General features: G+C 67.9%; 17 protein-coding genes. 4 read left to right on the top strand and 13 right to left on the bottom strand.

Features of this window, described 5'->3' with window-relative positions; all coding sequences use genetic code 11:
* Positions 1-13: 13 nt before the first annotated feature.
* The 11 genes from AC07S4_RS27310 to AC07S4_RS27260 form a co-directional block, all read right to left on the bottom strand.
* A complete protein-coding gene (locus AC07S4_RS27310; RefSeq protein ID WP_494989612.1) occupies positions 14-2242 on the bottom strand; it encodes an EAL domain-containing response regulator in 2229 nt (742 codons plus the stop codon).
* A 37-nt stretch (positions 2243-2279) separates the two neighbouring features.
* A complete protein-coding gene (locus AC07S4_RS27305; RefSeq protein ID WP_494989597.1) occupies positions 2280-3533 on the bottom strand; it encodes a sensor histidine kinase in 1254 nt (417 codons plus the stop codon).
* A gap of 13 nt (positions 3534-3546) precedes the next feature.
* Positions 3547-5751 (bottom strand): PAS domain-containing sensor histidine kinase, encoded by a 2205-nt coding sequence (locus tag AC07S4_RS27300; RefSeq protein ID WP_494989596.1) that lies wholly within the window; start codon positions 5749-5751, stop codon positions 3547-3549.
* A gap of 54 nt (positions 5752-5805) precedes the next feature.
* Positions 5806-7548 carry a methyl-accepting chemotaxis protein gene (locus AC07S4_RS27295; protein ID WP_494989595.1) on the bottom strand — a complete coding sequence of 581 codons (1743 nt, stop codon included), beginning with the start codon at positions 7546-7548 and terminating at the stop codon, positions 5806-5808.
* Positions 7549-7561: 13 nt separating this feature from the next.
* Entirely contained in the window at positions 7562-7936 is a 375-nt protein-coding gene (locus AC07S4_RS27290; protein ID WP_161073580.1) for a response regulator transcription factor, read from the bottom strand.
* Between the two features lie 101 nt (positions 7937-8037).
* Positions 8038-8643 (bottom strand): response regulator transcription factor, encoded by a 606-nt coding sequence (locus AC07S4_RS27285; protein WP_494989594.1) that lies wholly within the window; start codon positions 8641-8643, stop codon positions 8038-8040.
* On the bottom strand, positions 8640-9902 hold the full coding sequence (locus tag AC07S4_RS27280) for a sensor histidine kinase (protein WP_494989593.1): 1263 nt from the start codon (positions 9900-9902) through the stop codon (positions 8640-8642). Before AC07S4_RS27280 ends, AC07S4_RS27285 begins: the two co-directional genes overlap by 4 nt.
* Before the next feature lie 200 nt (positions 9903-10102).
* On the bottom strand, positions 10103-10921 hold the full coding sequence (locus AC07S4_RS27275) for a ferritin-like domain-containing protein (RefSeq protein WP_494989592.1): 819 nt from the start codon (positions 10919-10921) through the stop codon (positions 10103-10105).
* A gap of 78 nt (positions 10922-10999) precedes the next feature.
* Entirely contained in the window at positions 11000-11416 is a 417-nt protein-coding gene (locus AC07S4_RS27270; RefSeq protein WP_494989591.1) for a DUF2061 domain-containing protein, read from the bottom strand.
* Between the two features lie 98 nt (positions 11417-11514).
* Positions 11515-12039, bottom strand: coding sequence for a sugar O-acetyltransferase (locus AC07S4_RS27265; protein WP_494989590.1), 525 nt, complete (start codon positions 12037-12039; stop codon positions 11515-11517).
* An 8-nt stretch (positions 12040-12047) separates the two neighbouring features.
* Complete coding sequence (locus AC07S4_RS27260) at positions 12048-13709, bottom strand: SulP family inorganic anion transporter (protein ID WP_494989589.1); 1662 nt, start codon at positions 13707-13709, stop codon at positions 12048-12050.
* Positions 13710-13867: 158 nt separating this feature from the next.
* On the opposite strand from AC07S4_RS27260, the gene AC07S4_RS27255 reads away from it, so the two are divergent.
* Positions 13868-14506, top strand: coding sequence for a hypothetical protein (locus AC07S4_RS27255; RefSeq protein WP_494989588.1), 639 nt, complete (start codon positions 13868-13870; stop codon positions 14504-14506).
* A 27-nt stretch (positions 14507-14533) separates the two neighbouring features.
* Here AC07S4_RS27255 and AC07S4_RS27250 read toward each other — a convergent pair whose 3' ends face one another.
* The gene (locus AC07S4_RS27250) at positions 14534-15106 is read right to left on the bottom strand and encodes a TetR/AcrR family transcriptional regulator (RefSeq protein ID WP_494989587.1); all 573 of its coding nucleotides are present in this window, start codon (positions 15104-15106) and stop codon (positions 14534-14536) included.
* Between the two features lie 97 nt (positions 15107-15203).
* Here AC07S4_RS27250 and AC07S4_RS27245 point away from each other — a divergent pair, with 97 nt between their 5' ends.
* Positions 15204-16337 carry a thiolase family protein gene (locus tag AC07S4_RS27245; RefSeq protein ID WP_494989586.1) on the top strand — a complete coding sequence of 378 codons (1134 nt, stop codon included), beginning with the start codon at positions 15204-15206 and terminating at the stop codon, positions 16335-16337.
* A gap of 16 nt (positions 16338-16353) precedes the next feature.
* Here the strand turns inward: AC07S4_RS27245 and AC07S4_RS27240 are convergent, their stop codons facing one another.
* Positions 16354-17838, bottom strand: a complete 1485-nt coding sequence (locus tag AC07S4_RS27240; protein WP_494989585.1) for a diguanylate cyclase — start codon at positions 17836-17838, stop codon at positions 16354-16356.
* A gap of 164 nt (positions 17839-18002) precedes the next feature.
* On the opposite strand from AC07S4_RS27240, the gene AC07S4_RS27235 reads away from it, so the two are divergent.
* Both AC07S4_RS27235 and ku read left to right on the top strand, forming a co-directional pair.
* Positions 18003-18989, top strand: a complete 987-nt coding sequence (locus AC07S4_RS27235) for an SDR family oxidoreductase (RefSeq protein ID WP_494989584.1) — start codon at positions 18003-18005, stop codon at positions 18987-18989.
* A gap of 12 nt (positions 18990-19001) precedes the next feature.
* Positions 19002-19982: a non-homologous end joining protein Ku gene (gene ku / locus AC07S4_RS27230; protein ID WP_494989583.1), complete on the top strand. Its 981-nt coding sequence runs from the start codon at positions 19002-19004 to the stop codon at positions 19980-19982.
* Positions 19983-20001: the final 19 nt, after the last annotated feature.

Raw genomic sequence — 20001 nt, 5'->3', positions numbered from 1 at the left:
ACTATCCTTTAGGTCAAAGCTGCAGCATGCGCTTCTCGCGCAGCAGCGTGGTGTAGGCGCCGGCCGCCAGCGGCCGGCTGAAGTAGTAGCCCTGCATTTCGTCGCAGCCGTGCGCGGCCAGGAACTCGACCTGCTCGCGCGTTTCCACGCCCTCGGCGATCACGCGCATGTTCAGGTTGTGCGCCAGCGAGATCACCGACAGCGCAATGGCCGCGTCGCTGGCCTTGCTGGTGACGTCGTCGACGAAGGACTTGTCGATTTTCAGCACGTCGATGGGGAAGCGCTTCAGATAGGCCAGCGAGGAATAGCCGGTGCCGAAATCGTCCAGCGAAATGGCCACGCCGATGTCCTTCAGGCGGGCCAGCGCGGCCACGGCCTTGTCCGGGTCGCCCATCACCGTGCCTTCGGTGATCTCCAGCCCCAGTGAGGCGGGCTGCACGCCGTGGCGGCGCAGCGCCTGCTCCACGCTGGCCACCGTGCCGTCGTGCGCGAACTGGCTGCCGGACAGGTTGACCGCCACCTTCACCGTGCCCAGCCCGGCCGCCTGCCAGGCCGCGATCTGCGCGCATACGGTGTCGACCACCCACAGGCCGATGGGCGCGATCAGGCCGTATTCCTCGGCCAGCGGAATGAAGCGGTTGGGCGGCACCTGGCCCAGCACCGGGTTGTGCCAGCGCAGCAGCGCCTCGGCGCCCAGCATGGCGCCGGTGCGCAAGCACATCTGCGGCTGGTAGTGCACTTCGAATTCGCCGCGCCCGATGGCGCCGCGCAGCTGCGTCTGGATCGCCAGCTTGGCGCGGATGTCGGCGTCCATGCGCTCGGTGAAGAAGGCGTAGTTGTCGCGCCCCACTTCCTTGGCGCGGTACAGCGCGGTGTCCGCGTTGCGCAGCAGCTCGTCCAGCGTGGCGCCGTCGGCCGGCCACACGGCGATGCCGATGCTGGTGGTCAGCGAGGCGTGCTGGCCCGGCTGCGCTTGCGTGCCGGCCTGCACGTCGAGCTGCACGCCGGCCCGTAGCCGCGCCAGGATGGCCTGGGCGGACGCCATCGTCGCACTCAGCTGGGCGTCGTCGGCCATGATGATCTGGAACTCGTCGCCGCCCTGGCGCGACACGGTGGCCCCCTCCGGCACGCAGCCGCGCAGCAGGCGCGCCACCGCCTGCAAGGCCTGGTCGCCCACCTGCGCACCGTAGGAATCGTTCATGCTCTTGAAGCGGTCCAGGTCCAGGCACAGCACCGCCACGCAATGGCCGTTGCGCTGCGCGGCCGCCTGCGCCTCGTCGAAACACTGGCGCGCCAGCATGCGGTTGGGCAGCCCGGTCAGCGCGTCGTGATAGGACAGGAAGTCGATCAGGTGCTGCTCGGCCTTGCGCTCGGTGATGTCCATGAACACCACGATGTAATTCTCCACCGCGCCGTTCTCGCCCATCACGGTCGACACGCTGAGCAGGCCGGGGAAGGTGGCGCCGTTCTTGCGCCGCGCCAGCATCTCGCCGGACCAGTGGCCGTGCCCGGCCAGCGTGGCCTGCATGGCCTCGTAGGCGGCGGTGTTCTGCTGCACCGTGTGCAGCGTGGTGACGTGGCGCCCCACCATTTCGCCGCTGGCGTAGCCGGAGATGGTGGAGAACGCCGGGTTGGTGGCCACGATCACGCCTTGCGCGTCGGCGATGACGATGGCGTCCTGGGTGGCGGCGAACACGCGCGAGGCCAGGCGCATGCTGTCCTCGCTGGCGCGGCGGCGCTCCACTTCCCGTTCCAGCGAGGCGGCCAGTTCGGCCAGTTCGGCGGTGCGCTCGCGCACCCGCTGTTCCAGCAGCGCGCGCTGCGCCGCCAGCGCCAGCTGGGCGCGGCCCAGGCGCACCTGGGCGTCGGTGCGGGCCAGGATTTCCTCGGCCTGGAAGGGCTTGGCCACGAAGTCCGCGCCGCCCAGGGCGAAGCCGCGCACCTTGTCGTCGGTGTCGTGCTGGGCCGACAGGAAGATCACGGGCACATGGGCCGTGGCCGGCGCGGCCTTCAGCCGGCGGCACACCTCAAAGCCGTCTATGCCGGGCATACGCACGTCCAGCAGTATCAGTTCGGGCGGGCGCGACTGCACAGTCCACAGCGCCAGTTCACCGTTCGGCGCCTGGCGCACGTAGTAGCCGGCCTCCGTCAGCAGGTCGCTGAGCAGCTTGAGCGAGGCTGGCGTGTCTTCCACGATCAGCACTTCCCCCTTGCTGGACTGTTCCGACAAATCCCGATGCATCACCCGCGTCCCCTCCTATATGGCTTCGCTCGCCACCCTACCATAGATTGGACGCCCGCCCAAGGGCCGGCGCGTCCAGCGGCAGCCGCATGGCGAAGCGGGTGCGGCCGGGCGCGCTGGCCAGTTCGATGGCGCCGCCCAGTACATTGGTCACCAGGTTGTGCACGATATGCAGCCCCAGGCCGCTGCTGCGGCCCATGCTGCCCGTGTTGAAAGGCTCGAAAGCGCGCGCCAGGCCGCCGGCCGGGAAGCCGGCGCCGTTGTCCTCGAACTCCAGCCGCACCGCGCCGCCGTCGGCCGCCATGCGTATGGTGATGGCGCCCGGCGCGGGCCGGGAAGCAGAATCGGGCTGCGCAAACGCGTGCAGCACCGCATTGCTGGTGAGCTGGGTCAGCACCTGGCACAGCGCGCCGGGATAGCTGTCCATGGCAAGTCCCCCGGCCGCTTCCACCCGCAGCTCGGCGCCGGCCGCGCGCAAGGACGGCGCCAGCGTCTTGGCCATGCCGTCCACCAGCGTGGCCAGCTCGAAGCTGCGGCGCTGCGAACTGGTCTGGTCCACCGCCACCTGCTTGAAGCACTCGATCAGGTCGGCCGCCTTGTGCAGGTTACGCAGCAACAGGGTGGTGGCGTGCTCGGTGTCCGCACCGAAACGCTCCAGCTCGGAACGTTTCACGCCGTGTTCAATGCCGCCGAAAAAGGCGCTGCTGCGGTCCTGCAGCGCGCTCGCGGCCAGCACGCTGTTGCCTATGGGCGTGTTCAGCTCATGCGCCACGCCCGCCACCAGCGCGCCCAGCGCCGCCAGCCGCTCCGAGCGCACGATCTCGGCGCGCGCCGTGCCCAGCTCCTCCAGTGTGCGCGTCAGCTGCGCATTGCTGGCGGCCAGCGCCTGCTGCGCGCGCGCCAGGTGGATGTGGGCGCGGGTGCGCGCCAGCACCTCCTCCGACTGGTAGGGCTTGGCGATGAAGTCCACCGCGCCGGCCTGGAAGCCGCGCACCTTGTCGTCGGTGTCGTACTGGGCGGACAGAAAAATGACGGGAATATCGCTCAGCGCGGGATCGGCCTTCAGGCGGCGGCACACCTCGAAACCGTCGATGCCGGGCATGCGGATGTCGAGCAGTATCAGCTCGGGCGGACGGGCCTGCGCGCTCCACAGCGCCAGCTCGCCGTCCGGCGCCTGCCGCACCAGGTAGCCGGCATTACCCAGCAATTCACTGAGCAGCTTGAGCGAGGCCGGGGTGTCTTCCACCACCAGGATTTCGCCGCTGGAGCTATGGTCCGCGCGCTGCATCATTGTGCCGCCCTCTCTAATGTTCAGTCAGAGCCGGCGCCAGCATGGCGCACAGCTCGGGGTACTGGTGGCGCGCCAACATGGCCTCGATGGCCGCCACCGTGCCGGCGCAGGCGGGCGGCAGCTCCGCCAGCAACTGCGCCGCGCGCGCCAGGTTCAGCTGCAGCACCGCGTCGCGCAGCGCACCGGCGGTTTCGCCCGGCAGCGCCGCCAGGTCCGCCGCCGTCGGCGGCGCCGCGCCGCCATCGATGCTCTGCAGCTCGGCGCAATCCCCATCATACTCTTGGCCGTCGTGGCCGGCCGCCCCGCCTTGCGCCAGTCCGGCCGGCACCGCAAAGCGGAACTCCGCGCCCTCGCCCAGCGCAGACTGCACCGTGAGCGAGCCGCCCATCAGCTGCACGAATTCGCGCGAAATCGGCAAGCCCAGGCCGGTGCCCTCGGCCGCGCCGTCCTGCGCGGCTTGCACGAAGGGCTCGAAGATGCGCTCCTGGTCCTGCGGCGCGATGCCGGGGCCGGTGTCGCTCACGGCGAACGCCAGCAGCCAGTGGCCATAGCCGCCGCCATCCGCGTCTATCCAGCTGGCGCGCGCCTGCAGCGTGATGCGCCCGGCGCGGGTGAACTTGACGGCGTTGGACATCAGATTGAGCAGCACCTGGCGCAGCTTGGTGCCGTCCAGCTGGGCGCGCAGCGGCAGTTGCTGGCTGTCGAGCCGCAGCGCCACGTCCGGCCCGGCGCGCATGCTCACCATGTCCATCACCTCCTGCAGCATCTCCGACAGCAGCACCGGTTCGCTTTGCAGCGCTATGCGCCCGGCCTCGATCTTGGACAGCTCCAGGATGTCGTTGATCAGCGTGAGCAGGTGCTGGCCGGAGCGGTGGATAATGCCCAGGTTGCGCTTCTCCTCCGGCTGCATGCTGGGCGAGCCGGCCATCAGGCGCGAAAAACCGATCACCGCGTTGAGCGGCGTGCGCAGCTCGTGGCTCATATTGGCCAGGAACACGCTCTTGGCCTGGCTGGCCGCCTGCGCCTGCGCCACCGCCACCGACAGCGCGCGCGTGCGCTCCACCACCAGCTCCTCCAGGTGGTGGCGGTGCTGGCGCAGTTCCTCCTGCGCCGCCTTGTGCGCGCTGATGTCGTAGTTCACGCCCACCATGCGCAGCGCCTTGCCGCCGGCGTCGCGGAACACCATGGAATCGGCCTGGATATGACGCACCGTGCCGTCCGGCCAGACCAGGCGGAATTCGCGGTCGAACTCTTCGCCGCACTCCAGCGTGCGCTGCAGCGCGGCGGGGGTGCGGTCCTTGTCGTCGGGATGCAGCATGTCCAGCCACAACTGCATGGGCGACTCCACCTGCGCGCGCTCGACGCCGAACAGGCGGTACATCTGGTCGTCCCATTCCACCGCGCCGCTCTGGATATCCCAGTCCCAGATGCCGATGGCCGCCGCGCGGGTGGCGATCTGCAGGCGCTGCTCGCTGGCGTGCATGGCACGGTAGCGGCTGTCGAGCAGCGCGATCATTTCGCGCAGCGAAGCCATCAGCACTTTCAGTTCGCCGAACAGCCAGGCGCGCGGCGCCGGCGCGGCCGGGTTCAGGCCGGCCTTGACGTCGGCAGCGTAGCGTCCGATGGCCTGCACCGGCTTGAGCATCATATGCCACAGCACCAGGTACAGCCCGGCCACCAGGGCCAGGTCCAGCGCCAGTATCATGCCGGCGATGGCGTAGCTGCGGCTGCGCAGTTCAGCCAGCAGCGCGGCCGGCGAGGCGTACAGGGTGATGCTGGCGATGGTCTGGCCCTGGGCGCGCACGTCGCGCCGCTCCTGCAGCAGTTCCGGATCTTGTGGCGGCTGGGTTTCGCTGTGCAGGCGGCCGTCCTCGCCGCGCACCAGGATGTAGGGCGGCACGCCCACCGGCGCCACCATGCTGGCGTGCAGGCCCCGGTTGCTCAAGCCGCTTTTCATGATGGTGACCAGCTGCGCGTGGTCGTAATTCCACACCGGCAGCGCGGCCGCGTCGGCCATTTCGCCGGCGCTGGCGGCCAGCTCGGCGCGCAGCCGGGTCCAGCGCTGCGCTTTCTCGCTCTGGTAGAAATAGACGGCGAAGGCGGCCAGCACCAGCGTCACCACCGCCGTCACGGCCACGCTCACCAGCAGGGCAATCGAAATCTCGCCCCTGGCCCGCAGCTTGGCCGCGCAGCCCGTCCGATATTTCAATGTGCCCATGGCATTCCTTTCAGGCCGTAGCGCGCCGCGCCGGCCGCCGCATCAGAACCCGCATCAGAACTCTTCCCAGTCGCCGTCCGCCGCAGCCGGGGCCGCAGCGAGGCGGCGCGCAGCCGATGCGGGGGCCGATGCGGGGGCCGATGCGGGGGCCGATGCGGACCGCGCAATCGCCGGCGCCGCAGGGCGCTTGGCCGCAGGCACGGCGCGCGGCGCCGGGCGGGCTGCGGGACGCGACGCGGCCTGGCGGGACACCGCGGCGCCGTCCAGCCTGAACACGCTGACCGCCTGCTCCAGCGCGCGCGCCTGGTCCTGCAGCGACTCGGCGGCGGCCGCCGCCTGCTCCACCAGCGCCGCGTTCTGCTGGGTTACCGTGTCCATCTCGGCCACGGCCTGGTTGATCTGTTCGATGCCGGAGGACTGCTCCACACTGGCCGTCAGGATGGCCGACATCATGCCCGTCATGCGTTCCACGCTGTGCACCACTTCCTGCATGGTGGCGCCGGCCTGGTCCACCAGCTTGCTGCCCTCGCCCACCTGGGCCACCGAATGGCCTATCAGCTCCTTGATTTCCTTGGCCGCCGCCGCCGAACGCTGCGCCAGGTTGCGCACCTCGGACGCCACCACCGCGAAACCGCGCCCCTGCTCGCCGGCCCGTGCCGCCTCCACCGCCGCGTTCAGCGCCAGGATGTTGGTCTGGAAGGCGATGCCGTCGATGGTGCCGATAATGTCGGCGATCTTGTTGGACGACTGGTTGATGGCGCCCATGGTGCTCACCACCTGCGCCACCACCGCGCCGCCGCGCTGCGCCACCGCAGCCGCCTCGTGGGCCAGCGCGTCGGCCGAGCGCGCGCTTTCGGTGTTGTGCTGCACGGTGGACGTGAGTTCCTCCATCGAGCTGGCGGTTTCTTCCAGGCTGGAAGCCTGGGTTTCGGTGCGCGAGGACAGGTCGGCATTGCCGCTGGCGATCTCGCCCGAGGCCACCGTGATGGTCTCCGTGCCCTGCCGCACCTCGGCCACGATGCTCACCAGGCTGTCGTTCATGCGTTTCAGCGCGGCCGTCAGCTGGCCCATCTCATCGTTCGAGCGCACTTCGATGCGCTGGGTCAGGTCGCCCGCCGCCACCGCCTCGGCCACCTCGATGGCGCTGCGCAGCGGCGTGAGGATGGCGCGCAGCAGCCAGAAGCCCATCACCGCACCCACCGCCACGCCCAGCACGATGGACGCGATGGAGATGGCGCGGAAGGTGCTGTAGCGCGCCTGCGAGGCGTCGTATTCCTGCTTGGCCACCACCAGTTGCAGCTCCACCAGCGCGTCGAGCGCCTTGTCCGCCGCCGACATGGCCGGGTCCAGCTTCTGGTGCTGCAGCACCGCCGCCTGTTCGCGTTCGCCCGCCGCCACCGCCGCCGCCAGCGGCTGCATGGCCTGTTCGCGCATGGCCGCGTTGGCCGCCGCGAAGGTCTTGGCCAGCGCCGCTTCTTCCGGCGTCAGATAGGTGGCCATATAAGCCGCCCACACCTTGTCGATCTCGGCGCCGCGCTTGCGCACATGCTCCAGCAGGCCGGTGTGGGCGCCGTCGGCGGCGTCCACCGCGTTGCCCAGCCCGATCTGCTGGTACAGCAGGCCGGTGCCGATCTGGTTCAGCATGCCCATCGCCACCAGGCGGTCGTCATACACGGTTTGCAAGGCGGCGTTGGTCCGGCTCAGGCTGTTCAGGCCGGCCAGCCCGATGGCCGCCAGCAGCAGCGACAGAAACGCCATGGCGGCGATCAGGCGCGCTTTAATCGTGATGTTTTTCATAGTGCATCCCCGGTCAGTGGTTGTGCGCGGCCAGCTGCAAGGCCGCCAGCAGTTCGTGCGAGTCGAAAGGCTTGCGCAGATAGGCCAGGCAGCCCAGGCGCTGGGCTGCGGCCTGCATGCCGCCGTCTATCTGGCTGGTAACGAAGACGATGGGCGGCGCCTTGCCGGCGCCGACCAGCATCTGCTGCAGCTCGATGCCGGACAGCCCGCCGAGGTCGATGTCGAGGATGAGACAGGTGATATCGCTGTGGTCGTCGCGCTGCAGGTACAGCTCGGCCGACGCGTACAGCTGCGCCATATAGCCGGCCGCGCGCAGCAGCCGGCCCAGCGCCTTGAGCATGCCCGCATCGTTTTCGACGACGGCAACGACGATTTTTCCTGTTTCCATGACGCCATCCCTCTGGGTGCAAGCACCGATAGGTATGACTGTAGGGAGAATTCACACGGCTGTAACGTGTCCTTTGGTACAGGTGGGGCGATGATGCAACTTTATTTTCGGGCCAGCCCCAGGCGGTTCGCCATCTGCACCAGCTCGGCCAGCGAACCGGCCTCCAGCTTTTCCATCAGGCTGTGGCGGTGCGCCTTGACGGTGCGCTCGGTGTTGCCCAGCTCATAGGCGATCTGCTTGTTCAGCATGCCCTGCACCACCAGCACGAACACTTCGCGCTCGCGCGCGGTGAGCGTGGCGGCGCGCTTGCGCAGGCCGCTCAGCTCGCTGTTGTGCGCGGCCGCCGCCTCGTAGCGCAGCATGGCGCGGCCGATGGCGTCCAGCAGGTCCTCCTTGGCGATGGGCTTGGACAGGAAGTCCTCGGCCCCGGCCTTGATGGCGCGCACGCTCATGGCGATGTCGCCGTTGCCGGTCAGGAAGACGATGGGCAAGATGCTGTTGCGGGAGCGCAAAAGATCCTGCAATTGCAGGCCGCTCAGGCCGGGCATGTCCACGTCCAGCAGGATGCAGCCGGCCTCGTCGCCGGTTTCGGCGCGCACGAAGGCGTCGCCGGACTCGTACACGGTGACGCGGTAGCCGCACGCGCCCAGCAGGCGCGACAGCGCGGTGCGCAGCGCTTCGTCGTCGTCGATGATATGGATTTTCATGGCTGCTCTCCGGCCGCTGCGGATGCGGAAGGCAGGGCAAAGCCCACCGTGGCGCCGCCGTCCGGGTTGTTGTCGGCCCAGATGCGCCCGCCGTGCGCCTGCACGATGGCCGCCGCAATGGACAGGCCCAGCCCCATGCCGTGCGCCTTGGTGGTGAAGAAGCTCTCGAACAGGCGCTCCTGGTTGGCGCTGAAGCCGCAGCCGTAGTCGCGCACCAGCACTTCGGCCATGCCGTCGCCGCGCATTCCGGCGCGCAGCACCACCTGGCGCGGCTTGCCGCAGCCGGCATCCGCCGCGCCTATGCCTTGCGGCGCGGCGCCCATCGCGTCCATGCCGTTCAGCACCAGGTTGATCAGGATTTGCTGCAGCTGCACCGGATCGGCCGACACCATCAGCGGCGCCGGGGCCGGTTCGGCCTGCAGCAGCACGCGCCGCATGCGCGCCTCGCTGCCCAGCAGCGCGATGACCTGCGCCACCGCCTCGTTCAGGTCCAGCCGCTGCGCCACCGGGTCGGATTTTTTCAGCAGCTCGCGCATGCGCTGTATCAGTTCGCTGGCGCGGCGGTCGTCGCGCCGGATGTCGCCCAGGATCTCTTCCACGTCGTCCAGCGCCGGCGGCGTCATCTGCAGGAACAGTTCGGCCGCCTCGGCGTTGCTCATGATGGCCGCCAGCGGCTGGTTCAGCTCGTGCACCAGGGCGGCGCAATACACCGACGCGCTGGCGTTGCGGTTCATGTGCGCGATCTCGGCCAGGCGCTGGCGCGACTCGCGCTGCAGCTGGTCGTTGTGCGCGGCCAGCTGCTGCTGCAGGCGGCGTATCTTCAGGTGCGCCATCACGCGCGCGTTGACTTCCTCGAAATGGAAAGGCTTGGAGATAAAGTCCACACCGCCCACCTGGAAGCCGCGCAGCTTGTCGTCCGTGTCGCTGTGGGCGGACAGGAAGATCACCGGCACTTCTTCGAGGCCGGGCATCCGCTTGAGGCGGCTGCACACTTCATAGCCGTCTATGCCCGGCATGCGGATGTCCAGCAGCACCAGCTCGGGGGCCTGGGCCTGCGCGCTCCACAGCGCCAGCTCGCCATTGGGCGCCTCGCGCACGCGGTAGCCGGCGTCCGTCAGCAGCTTGGACAGCAATTGCAGCGATGCCGGCGTGTCCTCGACCACCAGGATATCGCCGCGCACCTGCTCCGGCGCCTGCTGCGCCTGGATGTGCGCACTTGCCTGCGCCCCTGCCTGCTCCCGCCGCCCTTCTGCTTCCATTCCCGCTCCCATGTGCACCGATAGTCATGGACGCTATTTGCGCCCCGCCAGACGATATCGGCCACGCAAGTATATTGCAAGCCAGAGTGGCTGTAAGCAGCCCACGGCAGACAGGTTTGCAACAAAACCGCCGCCGCCGCGCCGTCCGGCGGCCTATTTTGTCTCGCCAAGGCAACAGGGCGGCCGGCGCGGGCGGATGCCTACGTCGACTGCAAGCGGTCCAGTTCCGCCTCGCTGAAGCCGGCCTTGCGGCGCGCCTCCAGGTTGAACGGCCCCTTGGGCGTGGGCGCCCGGTAGCGCGCGGCCAGCTCGTCGTAGGTGGCGCGCGGCTCCAGTCCGCGCTGCTCGCACAGGTAGCCATACCAGCGGTTGCCGATCTCCACATGGCCGATCTCGTCATGCAGGATGATGTCCAGGATGGCGGCGGCCGCCATGTCGCCCGCCTGCGCGATCTTGGCGCGCAGCGGCGGAATGGCGTCCAGCCCGCGCGCCTCCAGCGTGCGCGGCACCAGCGCCATGCGCGCAGTGATGTCCTCGCGGGTGCGCTCCACCATCTCCCACAGGCTGTCGTGGGCGGTGAAATCGCCGTACTGGTAGCCCAGGGTTTGCAGGTGCGCCGCCAGCATGGAATAGTGGTAGGCCTCCTCCTTGGCCACGCGCAGCCAGTCGGTGTAATACTCGGCCGGCATGCCGGGGAAGCGCCACAGCGCGTCCAGCGCGAGGTTCACCGCGTTGAATTCGATATGGGACAGCGCATGCACCAGCATCGCCCTGCCCTCCAGCGTCGCCATCGAGCGGCGGCCCACCAGGCGCGGCGGCACCAGCTCCGGGCGTTCGGGACGGCCGGGGATGGCCAGCCCGGACGCCGGCGCGGCGGACGCGTTCAGTTCGGGGGCCAGCGCAAGGCAGCCCTCGGCCCAGGCTTGCGCCATGGACGCCACGGCGGCGGCTTTCACGGCGGGATCGGTTTCGAGCAGGCATTGCAGCGCGTAGGCGCGCAGCTCTGTTGGGTGCGGCATGGGACTACCTTGGAGCGAGGAAAAGGACGCAGTGTACCAAACCGCCGCCCGGTCACGCCGAAGGCCAGGGCCAAGAGGTTACGCCAACACGGCGGCAGGCTGGGCCGCCAGCCGCAGTTCCAGCTTGTCCCACAGGCGGTCATGGTAAGGCAAGGCGACCACGTTCAGCACCGGCTCCAGCACCGCCGCCAGGCCGCCCACCGCCATCGAGCCGGTTGCCCACCACAGCATCAGGAAGGCCACCGCCGCGTGCATGATGGTCTGGCTGACCTTCTCGCCGGCCAGCGCGGCGTAGCGCTCGCGGGCCTGCACGGCGCGGGCGCGCAGCTTGTGCCAGGCGCGCTCGTGGAAAGGCAGCAGCAGCACATTGACCACAGGCTCCAGCACCGCCGCCAGCCCGCCGAACACGACGGACCCGGTCAAGACGTACATCAGGCCGAACGCAATGCCTGTGTGGGCGGCAACCTGGCTGATTTTTTTCGCTGCGGTAATCATGGTGAGCCTCGTTTCAATGTCTGGATCAGTCACTGAATAATAACGATTCTCATTTACCTTTGACAGACAATTGTTTTTACCGTCCCGATAGCTTTTCCCTAAGGGATCGCGCGCACCACACGGCAAGGGTTGCCCACCGCCAGGCTGTTGGCCGGGATGGACTTGCTCACCACGCTGCCCGCGCCTATGGTGCAGTTGTCGCCTATGGTCACGCCGTGCAGGATGGTGACGTTGGCGCCTATCCACACATGGTTGCCTATGGTGATGGGCAGCGCCTCGAACACGCCCGCCGCGCGCGCCACCGGGTCCACCGGATGGCTGGCGGCGGAAATCACCGTGTTCGGGCCGATCAGCACGTGGTTGCCCAGCGTGACCGGCGCGCAGTCCAGTATCACCAGGTTGTGGTTGGCGAAGCAATGCTCGCCCACGGTGATGTTGTAGCCGTAGTCGCAAAAGAACGGCGCCTCGAAGTGGGCGTTGTTCGGCTTGCGCAGCAGCTGCTCAAGGATTTCCGCGCGCCTGGCGACGTCGTCCTCGCGGTTGAAGGCGGCGCACAGCAGCTTGGCTGCGCGGCGCTCGACGCTGCCGGGCGAATCGCCCGGACGGTAAACCTGATCCTGCATACCTGCTCCTAAATGTATTCCGCCACGCCGCCCTCGCGGCTTTCCTGCAGGGCGTTGCAGGCCATGGCCGTGCTCAGGAAGATGGGGCCGCTCAGCTGCGCCGGCAGGTCGCTCTCGCGCAAACGGTCCATCACCGGCCCCTTCACTTCGGCCAGGTGCATGCTCACGCCGCGCCGGCGCATGCTGGCGTTCCATTCCGTCAGCGCAAACAGCGCCGTGGTGTCGATCGAACTGACGGCCGTCATCACCAGCACCACATGGCGCGCGGACGGATGCGTGCGCAGTTCCTCCTCGATGCGTTCACTCACCGCCTCCACGTTGCCGAAGAACAGGTTGGCGTCGATGCGCAGCACCAGGATGTCCGACTGCGTCTGGGCCGCGTAGCGCTCGATATTGCGGAAGTGCTCGCTGCCCGCGATGCGGCCCAGCACGGCGATATGCGGCCGGCTGGCGCGCCAGATCAGCGTGCCCATCGATAATAATACGCCGACCACCACGCCCGCCTCCACGCCCAGCGCCAGCACGCCGGCGGCGGTGGCGGCCCAGGCGGCGGCGTCGCCCCTGTCATAGCGCCAGGCCAGGCGCAGCGTATCGAATTCCAGCATGCCCAGCACGGCCACGATAATGGTGGCGGCCAGCGTGGGCAGCGGCAGCAGCGCCAGCCAGCCGGTGGGCGCCACCAGCGCCGCCGCCAGCAGCACGGCGGTGATCACGCTGGCCAGCGGCGTGTTGGCCCCGGCCGAAAAATTCACCGCCGAGCGCGAAATGCTGCCGGTGACCGGAAAACCGCCGGACACCATGCTGGCCACATTGGCCGCGCCCAGGCCGAACAGTTCCTGGTTGCTCACCAGCTTCTCGTTGCGCTTGAGCGCCAGGGTCTGCGCGGCGGACATACTCATCAGGAACACGATAAAGCCGATCAGCAGGCCCGGCTGCAGCAGCGCGCGCCAGTGGCTGCTGGAGGTGGCCAGGTTCAGGTCCGGCAGGCCGGACGGCACGGCGCCAGTAGCGTGGATGCCCAGCGCCTGCAAACCCAGCAAGGGCATGGCGGCGGTGGCGGCCAGCACCACCAGCATGGGCGCCAGGCGCCCGCCCAGATCCGCTTGCGCGGCGGACAGGCCGCAGCGCTGCAGCAGGCGCGCCAGGTAGCGCTTGCCCAGCAAAAGCAGCAGCAGGGACACGCCGCCCAGCACAGCGCTGGGAGTGTGGAATTGCGGGAAGTTGGCGCCCAGCAGGGGCTTGAGCTGTCCGCCGGCAATGACGATGGCCGAGCCGACGGTGAAGCCGCTCATCACGGGACGCGAGAAGAAATTGGCCAGGAAACCCATGCGCAGCGCGCCGCACACCAGCAGCACCACGCCCGCAACCAGCGCCAGCTGCGCGGCCAGCACACCGTACAGCGCCGAGCCGGCCGGCGCCAGCGGCGCGATCACCGCCGCCGTCATCAGCGACACGATGGCCATGGGGCCGACCGACTGGGTCATGCTGCTGCCGAACAGCGCGTAGACCAGCGGCGGCAAAATGCTGGCGTATATCCCCGCCACCGGCGGCAGGCCCGCCACCAGCGCATACGCCATGCCCTGCGGGATCATCATCATTGCCACCACGATACCGGCGCTAATGTCGCCCGGCAGCATGGCACGCCGGTATTGCCTCAACCAATGCAGCATGCTCTAACCCGTCCAGCCTGGAAATATGCGAAGCCTACCATACGGACAACGCATATGGATATAAGGAAAACAGATATGGGAGTCTTTTGATCCTTCTCAGGATGCGTTGCCAGGAACGGGGTCACAGTGAGGAACCAATGTGCTCACCGGAGGTCGAAATGAATTCGATTGACACGAAAAACTTGCGGGATGAGGATGGCCACATGAATGAACGCGTCGCCAATCTGGAAAAAATTGCGGAAGAGACCGCAATCCGCCTGGGCTCGCTGGAGCGCAAGGTGGACGGACTTGCGCATGACCTGGCTGTCTTGACGCAAACGGTGGCCGGGCTGTCGCCAACCGTTGACGAGTTGTCGCGAACGGTTGACGAGTTGTCGCGGACGGTTGACGAGTTGTCACGAACCGTTGACGAGTTGTCGCGAATCGTCGGCGAGCTGTCGCAAGCCGTGAGCAAGTTGACGCAGGAGATGGGGAAGTTATCACAGGACGTCGCATTGCTCGCTCAAACTGCCGCCGCACACGGTCAAGGAATAGCAGCGCTTACGCAAACCGTGGCCGCATTGGCGGCGCAGCTTAACAAGATCGAGATCCGGCTTGGGATTATCGAGAACACCTTCGCCACCAAGGAATACCTGCAGAAAGCGCTGCACGGCATGACTTGGCGCATCATTGGAGCAATGACGCTGCTGACGAGCGCCGTCTGGTTTATCTCACGCTACAACCCGCCATACAACCAGCCTGCGCCGGTGTCGGCCACCACGCCGGCCGCACCGGCGCTACCACCCCGGTTGCCTTGACAGCCGACTACAGCGCCGTCCCTGAACTCAGCGGCGCTGCTCCAGCTCAGCCACCACCGCCGCCAGCACCTCCTCCGACAGCATCGGGTCCGCCATCACGCGCGACAGCACCAGGCCGCCCACCATGCTGGCGTAGTCGGCGATGGCGCGCTGGCGTTTGGCGGCGGCGTCCGTACCAGGTTCCAGTTCCGCCAGCAGCTTGAGTTGGGCCTGCACCCCGGCCGACATGGCCTGCCGTACTTCCGGCCCGGCGCGCGCCGCGTCCGTGCCCAGGGTGCTGACCGCGCAGCCCCGGCCCGGGCAATCCCGGTGCGCCACCGACAGATAAGACTCGGCGATGGCCGCCACCGGCCGCGCCGGCGCGCCGTCGGCCAGCTTGCGCCACTTCATTACCGACTTTTCCAGCGCCTTCGCGGTGGCTTCGGCCAGCAGCACTTCCTTGGAAGCGAAATGTCCGTAGAAGCCGCCGTGCGTCAGGCCAGCGCCCTTCATCAGATCGGCCACGCCTATGCCGTCAAATCCCTTTTCGCGGAACAGCCTGGCCGCCGTCTCCACAATCCGTTCGCGGTTCAACGCCGCCTGCTCCCTGCTCACCTTCATGATGCCCCTCCTCGTTTCGCCAAGTTCTGCTTGACATTATACATTATGGACGTAATATATGAAGCATTGATGATGATCGTAATTTAAAGGATCCACTATGAAAGCCGTGATCAGCGCCTACGCGCGCTCCCCCTTCCACTTTGCCCGCAAAGGCAAGCTGGCCGAAACCCGTCCCGACGACCTCGCCGCCCAAGTGGTGCAGGGCCTGATGCAGCGCACCGGCCTGGATCCGGCGCTGCTGGACGACGTGATCCTGGGCTGCGCCTATCCGGAATCGTCGCAGGGCAACAATCTGGCGCGCGTGGTGTCGCTGCTGGCCGGGTTCCCGTTCGACGTGCCGGGCATGACGGTGAACCGCTTCTGCGGCTCGTCCATGTCCGCCATCCACATTGCCGCCGCGCAGATCGAGGCCGGGCTGGGCGAAGCCTATCTGTGCGTGGGCGTGGAATCGATGACCATGGTGCCGCAGGGCGGCTTCAACTTCTCGCCGAATCCGCAGCTGTACGAGCACAGCGACACCTACATCAGCATGGGCGACACCGCCGAAAACGTCGCCAGCCGCTACGACGTAGCGCGCGCCGACCAGGAAAGGATGGCCTTTGAATCGCACCGCAAGGCGGCCACGGCGCGCGAATCCGGCCTGCTGGCGGACGAGATCGTGCCGGTGCGCACGGCCGCTGGCGAGCTGGTGAGCGAAGACGGCTGCATCCGTCCCGGCACCTCGCTGGAAGCGCTGGCCGGGCTGAAGCCGGTGTTCCGCGACGACGGCGTGGTGACGGCGGGCACGTCCTCGCCGCTGACCGACGGCGCCTCCGCCGTGCTGGTGACCAGCGAGGCGTTCGCGCGCAAGCACGGCCTCAGGCCCAGCGCACGCATCATCGGCATGGCGTCGGCGGGCGTGGACCCGGCGGTGATGGGCATAGGCCCGGTCCCGGCCACGCGCAAGGCGCTGGCGCAGGCCGGCATCACGGCGGACCAGCTGGACGTGGCGGAAATTAACGAAGCCTTCGCCTCCCAGGCGCTGGCCAGCGTGCGCGAGCTGGGCATCGATCCGGCTATCGTGAACATCGACGGCGGCGGCATGGCCATCGGCCACCCGCTGGGCGCCACCGGCGCGCGCATCACCGGCAAAGCCGCCGCGCTGCTGGCGCGCAAGCAAGGCCGCTACGCACTGGCCACCCAGTGCGTCGGCGGCGGCCAGGGCGTCGCCACCATCCTCGAGGCGCTGTAGGCCCCGGCGCGGCTTGTCAGGAGGCCATGGCGAGTTCGACGCAGTTGCGGCCGGCGCGCTTGGCGCGGTGCAGGGCCGCGTCCAGGCGCTCCAGCAGGGTGCTGGCGCCCTCCTCCGGGCCGGCTTGCGCCACGCCCAGGCTGATGGTCACCGTCTCGCAGCCAGGCAGCTCGGTGGTGGCGATGGTTTCCCGCAGCTTTTCGGCCAGCTTCAGCGCGTCGATCGCGGCGGTGTGGGTGGCGATGATGAGGAATTCCTCGCCTCGCATCCGCACCAGCTGGTCCGACGTGCGCAGCCGGCTCAGCACCGTCTGGGCCACCGTGCGCAAGGCCTGGTCGCCGCAGGGGTAGCCGTAAATATCGTTGACGGAACGGAAGTTGTCGATGTCGAAGGCGATCACGCCCAGCGGCATGCCGTAGCGCCGCGCGCGCCGGATTTCGTTGTCCAGCTCGGCCTCGCCGTGGCGCCGGTTCACCGCGCCGGTGAGCGCGTCCACCGTGGTGATCTGCGTCAGCTTGCCGGCCAGCGCGTCGTTCTGGTGCTTGAGCTCGCTCATCGCCAGTCCGAAACTGATGAACTGCGCCAGGCTGCCCAGTCCGGAAAACTGCTCGCGCGAAAAGGCGATGTGGCGGTCGAACATCAGGCTGACCGCGCCCTGCACCGGCCCGCCCGCCTCGCTGCGCAGCGGCAGCGCCAGCACCATGCGCACGCCCTTGTCGTGCAGCTGCATGGCCAGTTCGGGGTCGCCCGCTTTTTCCGGCGCGTCCAGCAGCACCATGTCGCCGCTGCCCACCGCCATCAGCGGCGGGAAAGTGTCGGACAGCGGCGACTGCAGCAGCCGCTCGCTGCGCTGCAGCAGCCGCGCCATGTCCAGGTGGTTGCGCGCTTCCTGCGCCGCCAGCACCAGGTTGCCGCGCTCCTGCATGTGGAACAGCGCGGCGTGCCGCACGCCGGGGAAGCTGCACAGCGCGGTGCAGATGCGCGCGGCCATCGTGCTCAACTCGTCCATGCCGGTCAGCGCGCGCTGCACGCCGCGCTGGATGGCAAGCAGGTCGCGCAGCTCTTTTTCCTTGTCCAGCAGCGCCTGCTGCTGCGCGGCCGCCGCGTCCAGCGGCGCCGTCAGCGCCTGGCTGACCGACTGCTGCAGGTCTTCGCTGAGCAGCGGACTGATGCGGTAAGTCAGCGGCCCGGCCGCCATCAGTTCTGGCAGCCAGGCGGTATTTCCATAGGGACACAAAACCAGCACCGGGGCGCCATGCCGGGCGCGCACCAGCGCACTGGCGGCGGACAGGTCGCCGCTGTCGTCGAAACCGTCCAGGTCCAGTACCAGCAGGTCCACCGGCTGGCGCGCCAGCATGGCGGTGGTGCCGTCAAACGTTTCCGTCAGCAGCAGACGGTTGAACAGCTCGCCGCAACTGGCTTGAAACTCGCCGCGCCGCTCGCCGGCCAGGTTGAGAAAGAGCCCCACGCGCCGGGCATGGCTGTCGATTTCTGCTGTCATGACATATCCCCAAAGCATTCTTATAAGTATGGTCTCTACAGTTTGCCATAAAGTTCATAATTAGCAACGTATGTAGGTTAAAAAACCAGATTTATGTGTGAAACCGCACGGTTGTCCACGCCATCCTTCCCAATACTGGCAGCTTGCAGACGAAGGAGAGCAACATGGCACATTCGGAAAACAAGGCGGCGCAGTCGGCCGCCAGCATGCAGCGTGCTGTGCAGCAAGAGCAGGACCAGCGCGACCAGTCCCAGGGCCAGCAGAAGGCCAGCCAGGACGCCGTGCAGACCGGCCACCATGACCAGCCCAGCCCGCCATTACCCAATCAGCACCTGCAAAAGCCCGGCAGCGAGGCGGAGATGGAACTGCGCCCGCGCTTCCTGGCGCCGGACTATTGCGGCAGCGGCAAGCTGGCCGGCATGACGGCCGTCATCACCGGCGGCGATTCCGGCATAGGCCGCTCGGTGGCGGTGCTGTACGCGCGCGAAGGGGCTGACGTCGCCATCATCTACCTGGACGAGCACGAGGACGCCGCCGAAACCCGGCGCTACGTGGAGGCCGAGGGCCAGAGTTGCTTGCTGCTGCCCGGCGATGTGAGCGCCCCTGCTTTCTGCCGCCGCGCGGTGGACCAGGTGCTGGCGGAATTCGGCCATATCGACATCCTGGTCAACAACGCGGCCTTCCAGGCGCATGCCGGTTCGCTGGCCGAGCTGTCCGAGGAGCGCTTCAACCTCACCATGAAAACCAATGTGTACGGCTACTTCCACATGGCCAAGGCGGTGGAGCCGCACCTGCAGCGCGGCGCGTCCATCATCAACACCGGTTCGGTGACCGGGCTGCAAGGCTCGGCCCACCTGCTGGACTATTCCACCACCAAGGGCGCCATCCACGCGTTCACCATGTCGCTCGCGTCCAATCTGCTGGACAAGGGCATACGCGTGAACGCGGTGGCGCCCGGGCCGGTGTGGACGCCGCTCAATCCGGCCGACCAGCCGCCCGAGAAAATCGCGCAGTTCGGCGCCACCACCGACATGAAGCGTCCGGCGCAGCCCGAGGAACTGGCGCCGTCCTACGTGTTCCTGGCGGCGCCCTGCTGCTCCAGCTACATCACCGGCATCGTGCTGCCGGTGACCGGCAGCGTGGGCAACTAGGAGGACGGTCCCATGGCACGCTCATTGTGGAAAGGCGCCATCAGTTTCGGACTGGTGCACATTCCGGTCGAAATGCACACGGCGGTGCAGTCGCATGACCTGGACCTGACCATGCTGGACCGGCGCGACTTTTCGCCCATCGGGTTCAAGCGCTACAACAAGAACACCGGCAAGGAAGTCGTGTGGGACAACATCGTCAAGGGCTACGAGTACAAGCAGGACGAGTACGTGGTGCTGTCCGACGAGGACCTGCGCCAGGCCAACGTGGAGGCCACGCAGACCATCGACATCCTGGCCTTTGTGGACGCCGCCGACGTGCCGCTGACCTACTTCGAAACACCCTACTACCTGGCGCCGGGGCGCGGCGGCGCCAAGGTCTACGCGCTGCTGCGCGAGACCTTGCGCAAGGCCGGGCGCATCGCCATCGCCACGGTGGTGATACGCGTGCGCCAGCACCTGTGCGCGCTGGTGTGCGTGGACGACGGCATCGTGCTCAACACCCTGCGCTTCGCGGAGGAGATCCGCAGCACCGAAGAGCTGAAGCTGCCGCCCAAGACGCTCAAGTCGGCCGGCATCACGGACAAGGAATTGCAGATGGCCCTATCCTTGGTGGAGGGCATGACGGAGGAATGGAACCCCGCCCAGTACCACGACACCTACAAGAACGACGTGCTGGCACTGGTGGAGAAAAAGGTGAAGGCGAAGCAGACCAAGTCGATCACCGTCGCCGCGCCGGAGAAGGAAAGGCCCGCCAGCAGCAACGTGGTGGACCTGGTGGCGCTGCTCAAGCAGAGCCTGGGCGGCAAGGAAAAGCCCACAGCCGCCAGCGCGCCGGCCCGGTCCGCGTCCAAAACTGCCGCCAAGCCTGCGGCGAAAACCGCCGCGGCAAAGGCGCCGGCGAAGACCGCAGCCAAACCTGCGGCCAAAAAGACGGCCAAGAAGACGTCCAGCACCCGCTCCACGGCGGCGCCCGCGCGCAGCCGCGCAGCCTGAGCTCTGCTGCCGCCGCTGC

The sequence above is a fragment of the Pseudoduganella sp. GW821-FHT05F09 genome, assembly GCF_059419605.1.
Note: the sequence above shows the minus strand (reverse complement) of the source record. Positions and strands in the feature narration are given on the sequence as shown.

Excerpts from the sequence above, each read along its gene's own strand:
- AC07S4_RS27310 (WP_494989612.1), bottom strand. The coding sequence starts at position 2,242 with ATGCATCGGGATTTGTCGGAACAGTCCAGCAAGGGGGAAGTGCTGATC.
- AC07S4_RS27305 (WP_494989597.1), bottom strand. The coding sequence starts at position 3,533 with ATGATGCAGCGCGCGGACCATAGCTCCAGCGGCGAAATCCTGGTGGTG.
- AC07S4_RS27300 (WP_494989596.1), bottom strand. The coding sequence starts at position 5,751 with ATGGGCACATTGAAATATCGGACGGGCTGCGCGGCCAAGCTGCGGGCC.
- AC07S4_RS27295 (WP_494989595.1), bottom strand. The coding sequence starts at position 7,548 with ATGAAAAACATCACGATTAAAGCGCGCCTGATCGCCGCCATGGCGTTT.
- AC07S4_RS27290 (WP_161073580.1), bottom strand. The coding sequence starts at position 7,936 with ATGGAAACAGGAAAAATCGTCGTTGCCGTCGTCGAAAACGATGCGGGC.
- AC07S4_RS27285 (WP_494989594.1), bottom strand. The coding sequence starts at position 8,643 with ATGAAAATCCATATCATCGACGACGACGAAGCGCTGCGCACCGCGCTG.
- AC07S4_RS27280 (WP_494989593.1), bottom strand. The coding sequence starts at position 9,902 with ATGGAAGCAGAAGGGCGGCGGGAGCAGGCAGGGGCGCAGGCAAGTGCG.
- AC07S4_RS27275 (WP_494989592.1), bottom strand. The coding sequence starts at position 10,921 with ATGCCGCACCCAACAGAGCTGCGCGCCTACGCGCTGCAATGCCTGCTC.
- AC07S4_RS27270 (WP_494989591.1), bottom strand. The coding sequence starts at position 11,416 with ATGATTACCGCAGCGAAAAAAATCAGCCAGGTTGCCGCCCACACAGGC.
- AC07S4_RS27265 (WP_494989590.1), bottom strand. The coding sequence starts at position 12,039 with ATGCAGGATCAGGTTTACCGTCCGGGCGATTCGCCCGGCAGCGTCGAG.
- AC07S4_RS27260 (WP_494989589.1), bottom strand. The coding sequence starts at position 13,709 with ATGCTGCATTGGTTGAGGCAATACCGGCGTGCCATGCTGCCGGGCGAC.
- AC07S4_RS27255 (WP_494989588.1), top strand. The coding sequence starts at position 13,868 with ATGAATTCGATTGACACGAAAAACTTGCGGGATGAGGATGGCCACATG.
- AC07S4_RS27250 (WP_494989587.1), bottom strand. The coding sequence starts at position 15,106 with ATGAAGGTGAGCAGGGAGCAGGCGGCGTTGAACCGCGAACGGATTGTG.
- AC07S4_RS27245 (WP_494989586.1), top strand. The coding sequence starts at position 15,204 with ATGAAAGCCGTGATCAGCGCCTACGCGCGCTCCCCCTTCCACTTTGCC.
- AC07S4_RS27240 (WP_494989585.1), bottom strand. The coding sequence starts at position 17,838 with ATGACAGCAGAAATCGACAGCCATGCCCGGCGCGTGGGGCTCTTTCTC.
- AC07S4_RS27235 (WP_494989584.1), top strand. The coding sequence starts at position 18,003 with ATGGCACATTCGGAAAACAAGGCGGCGCAGTCGGCCGCCAGCATGCAG.
- ku (WP_494989583.1), top strand. The coding sequence starts at position 19,002 with ATGGCACGCTCATTGTGGAAAGGCGCCATCAGTTTCGGACTGGTGCAC.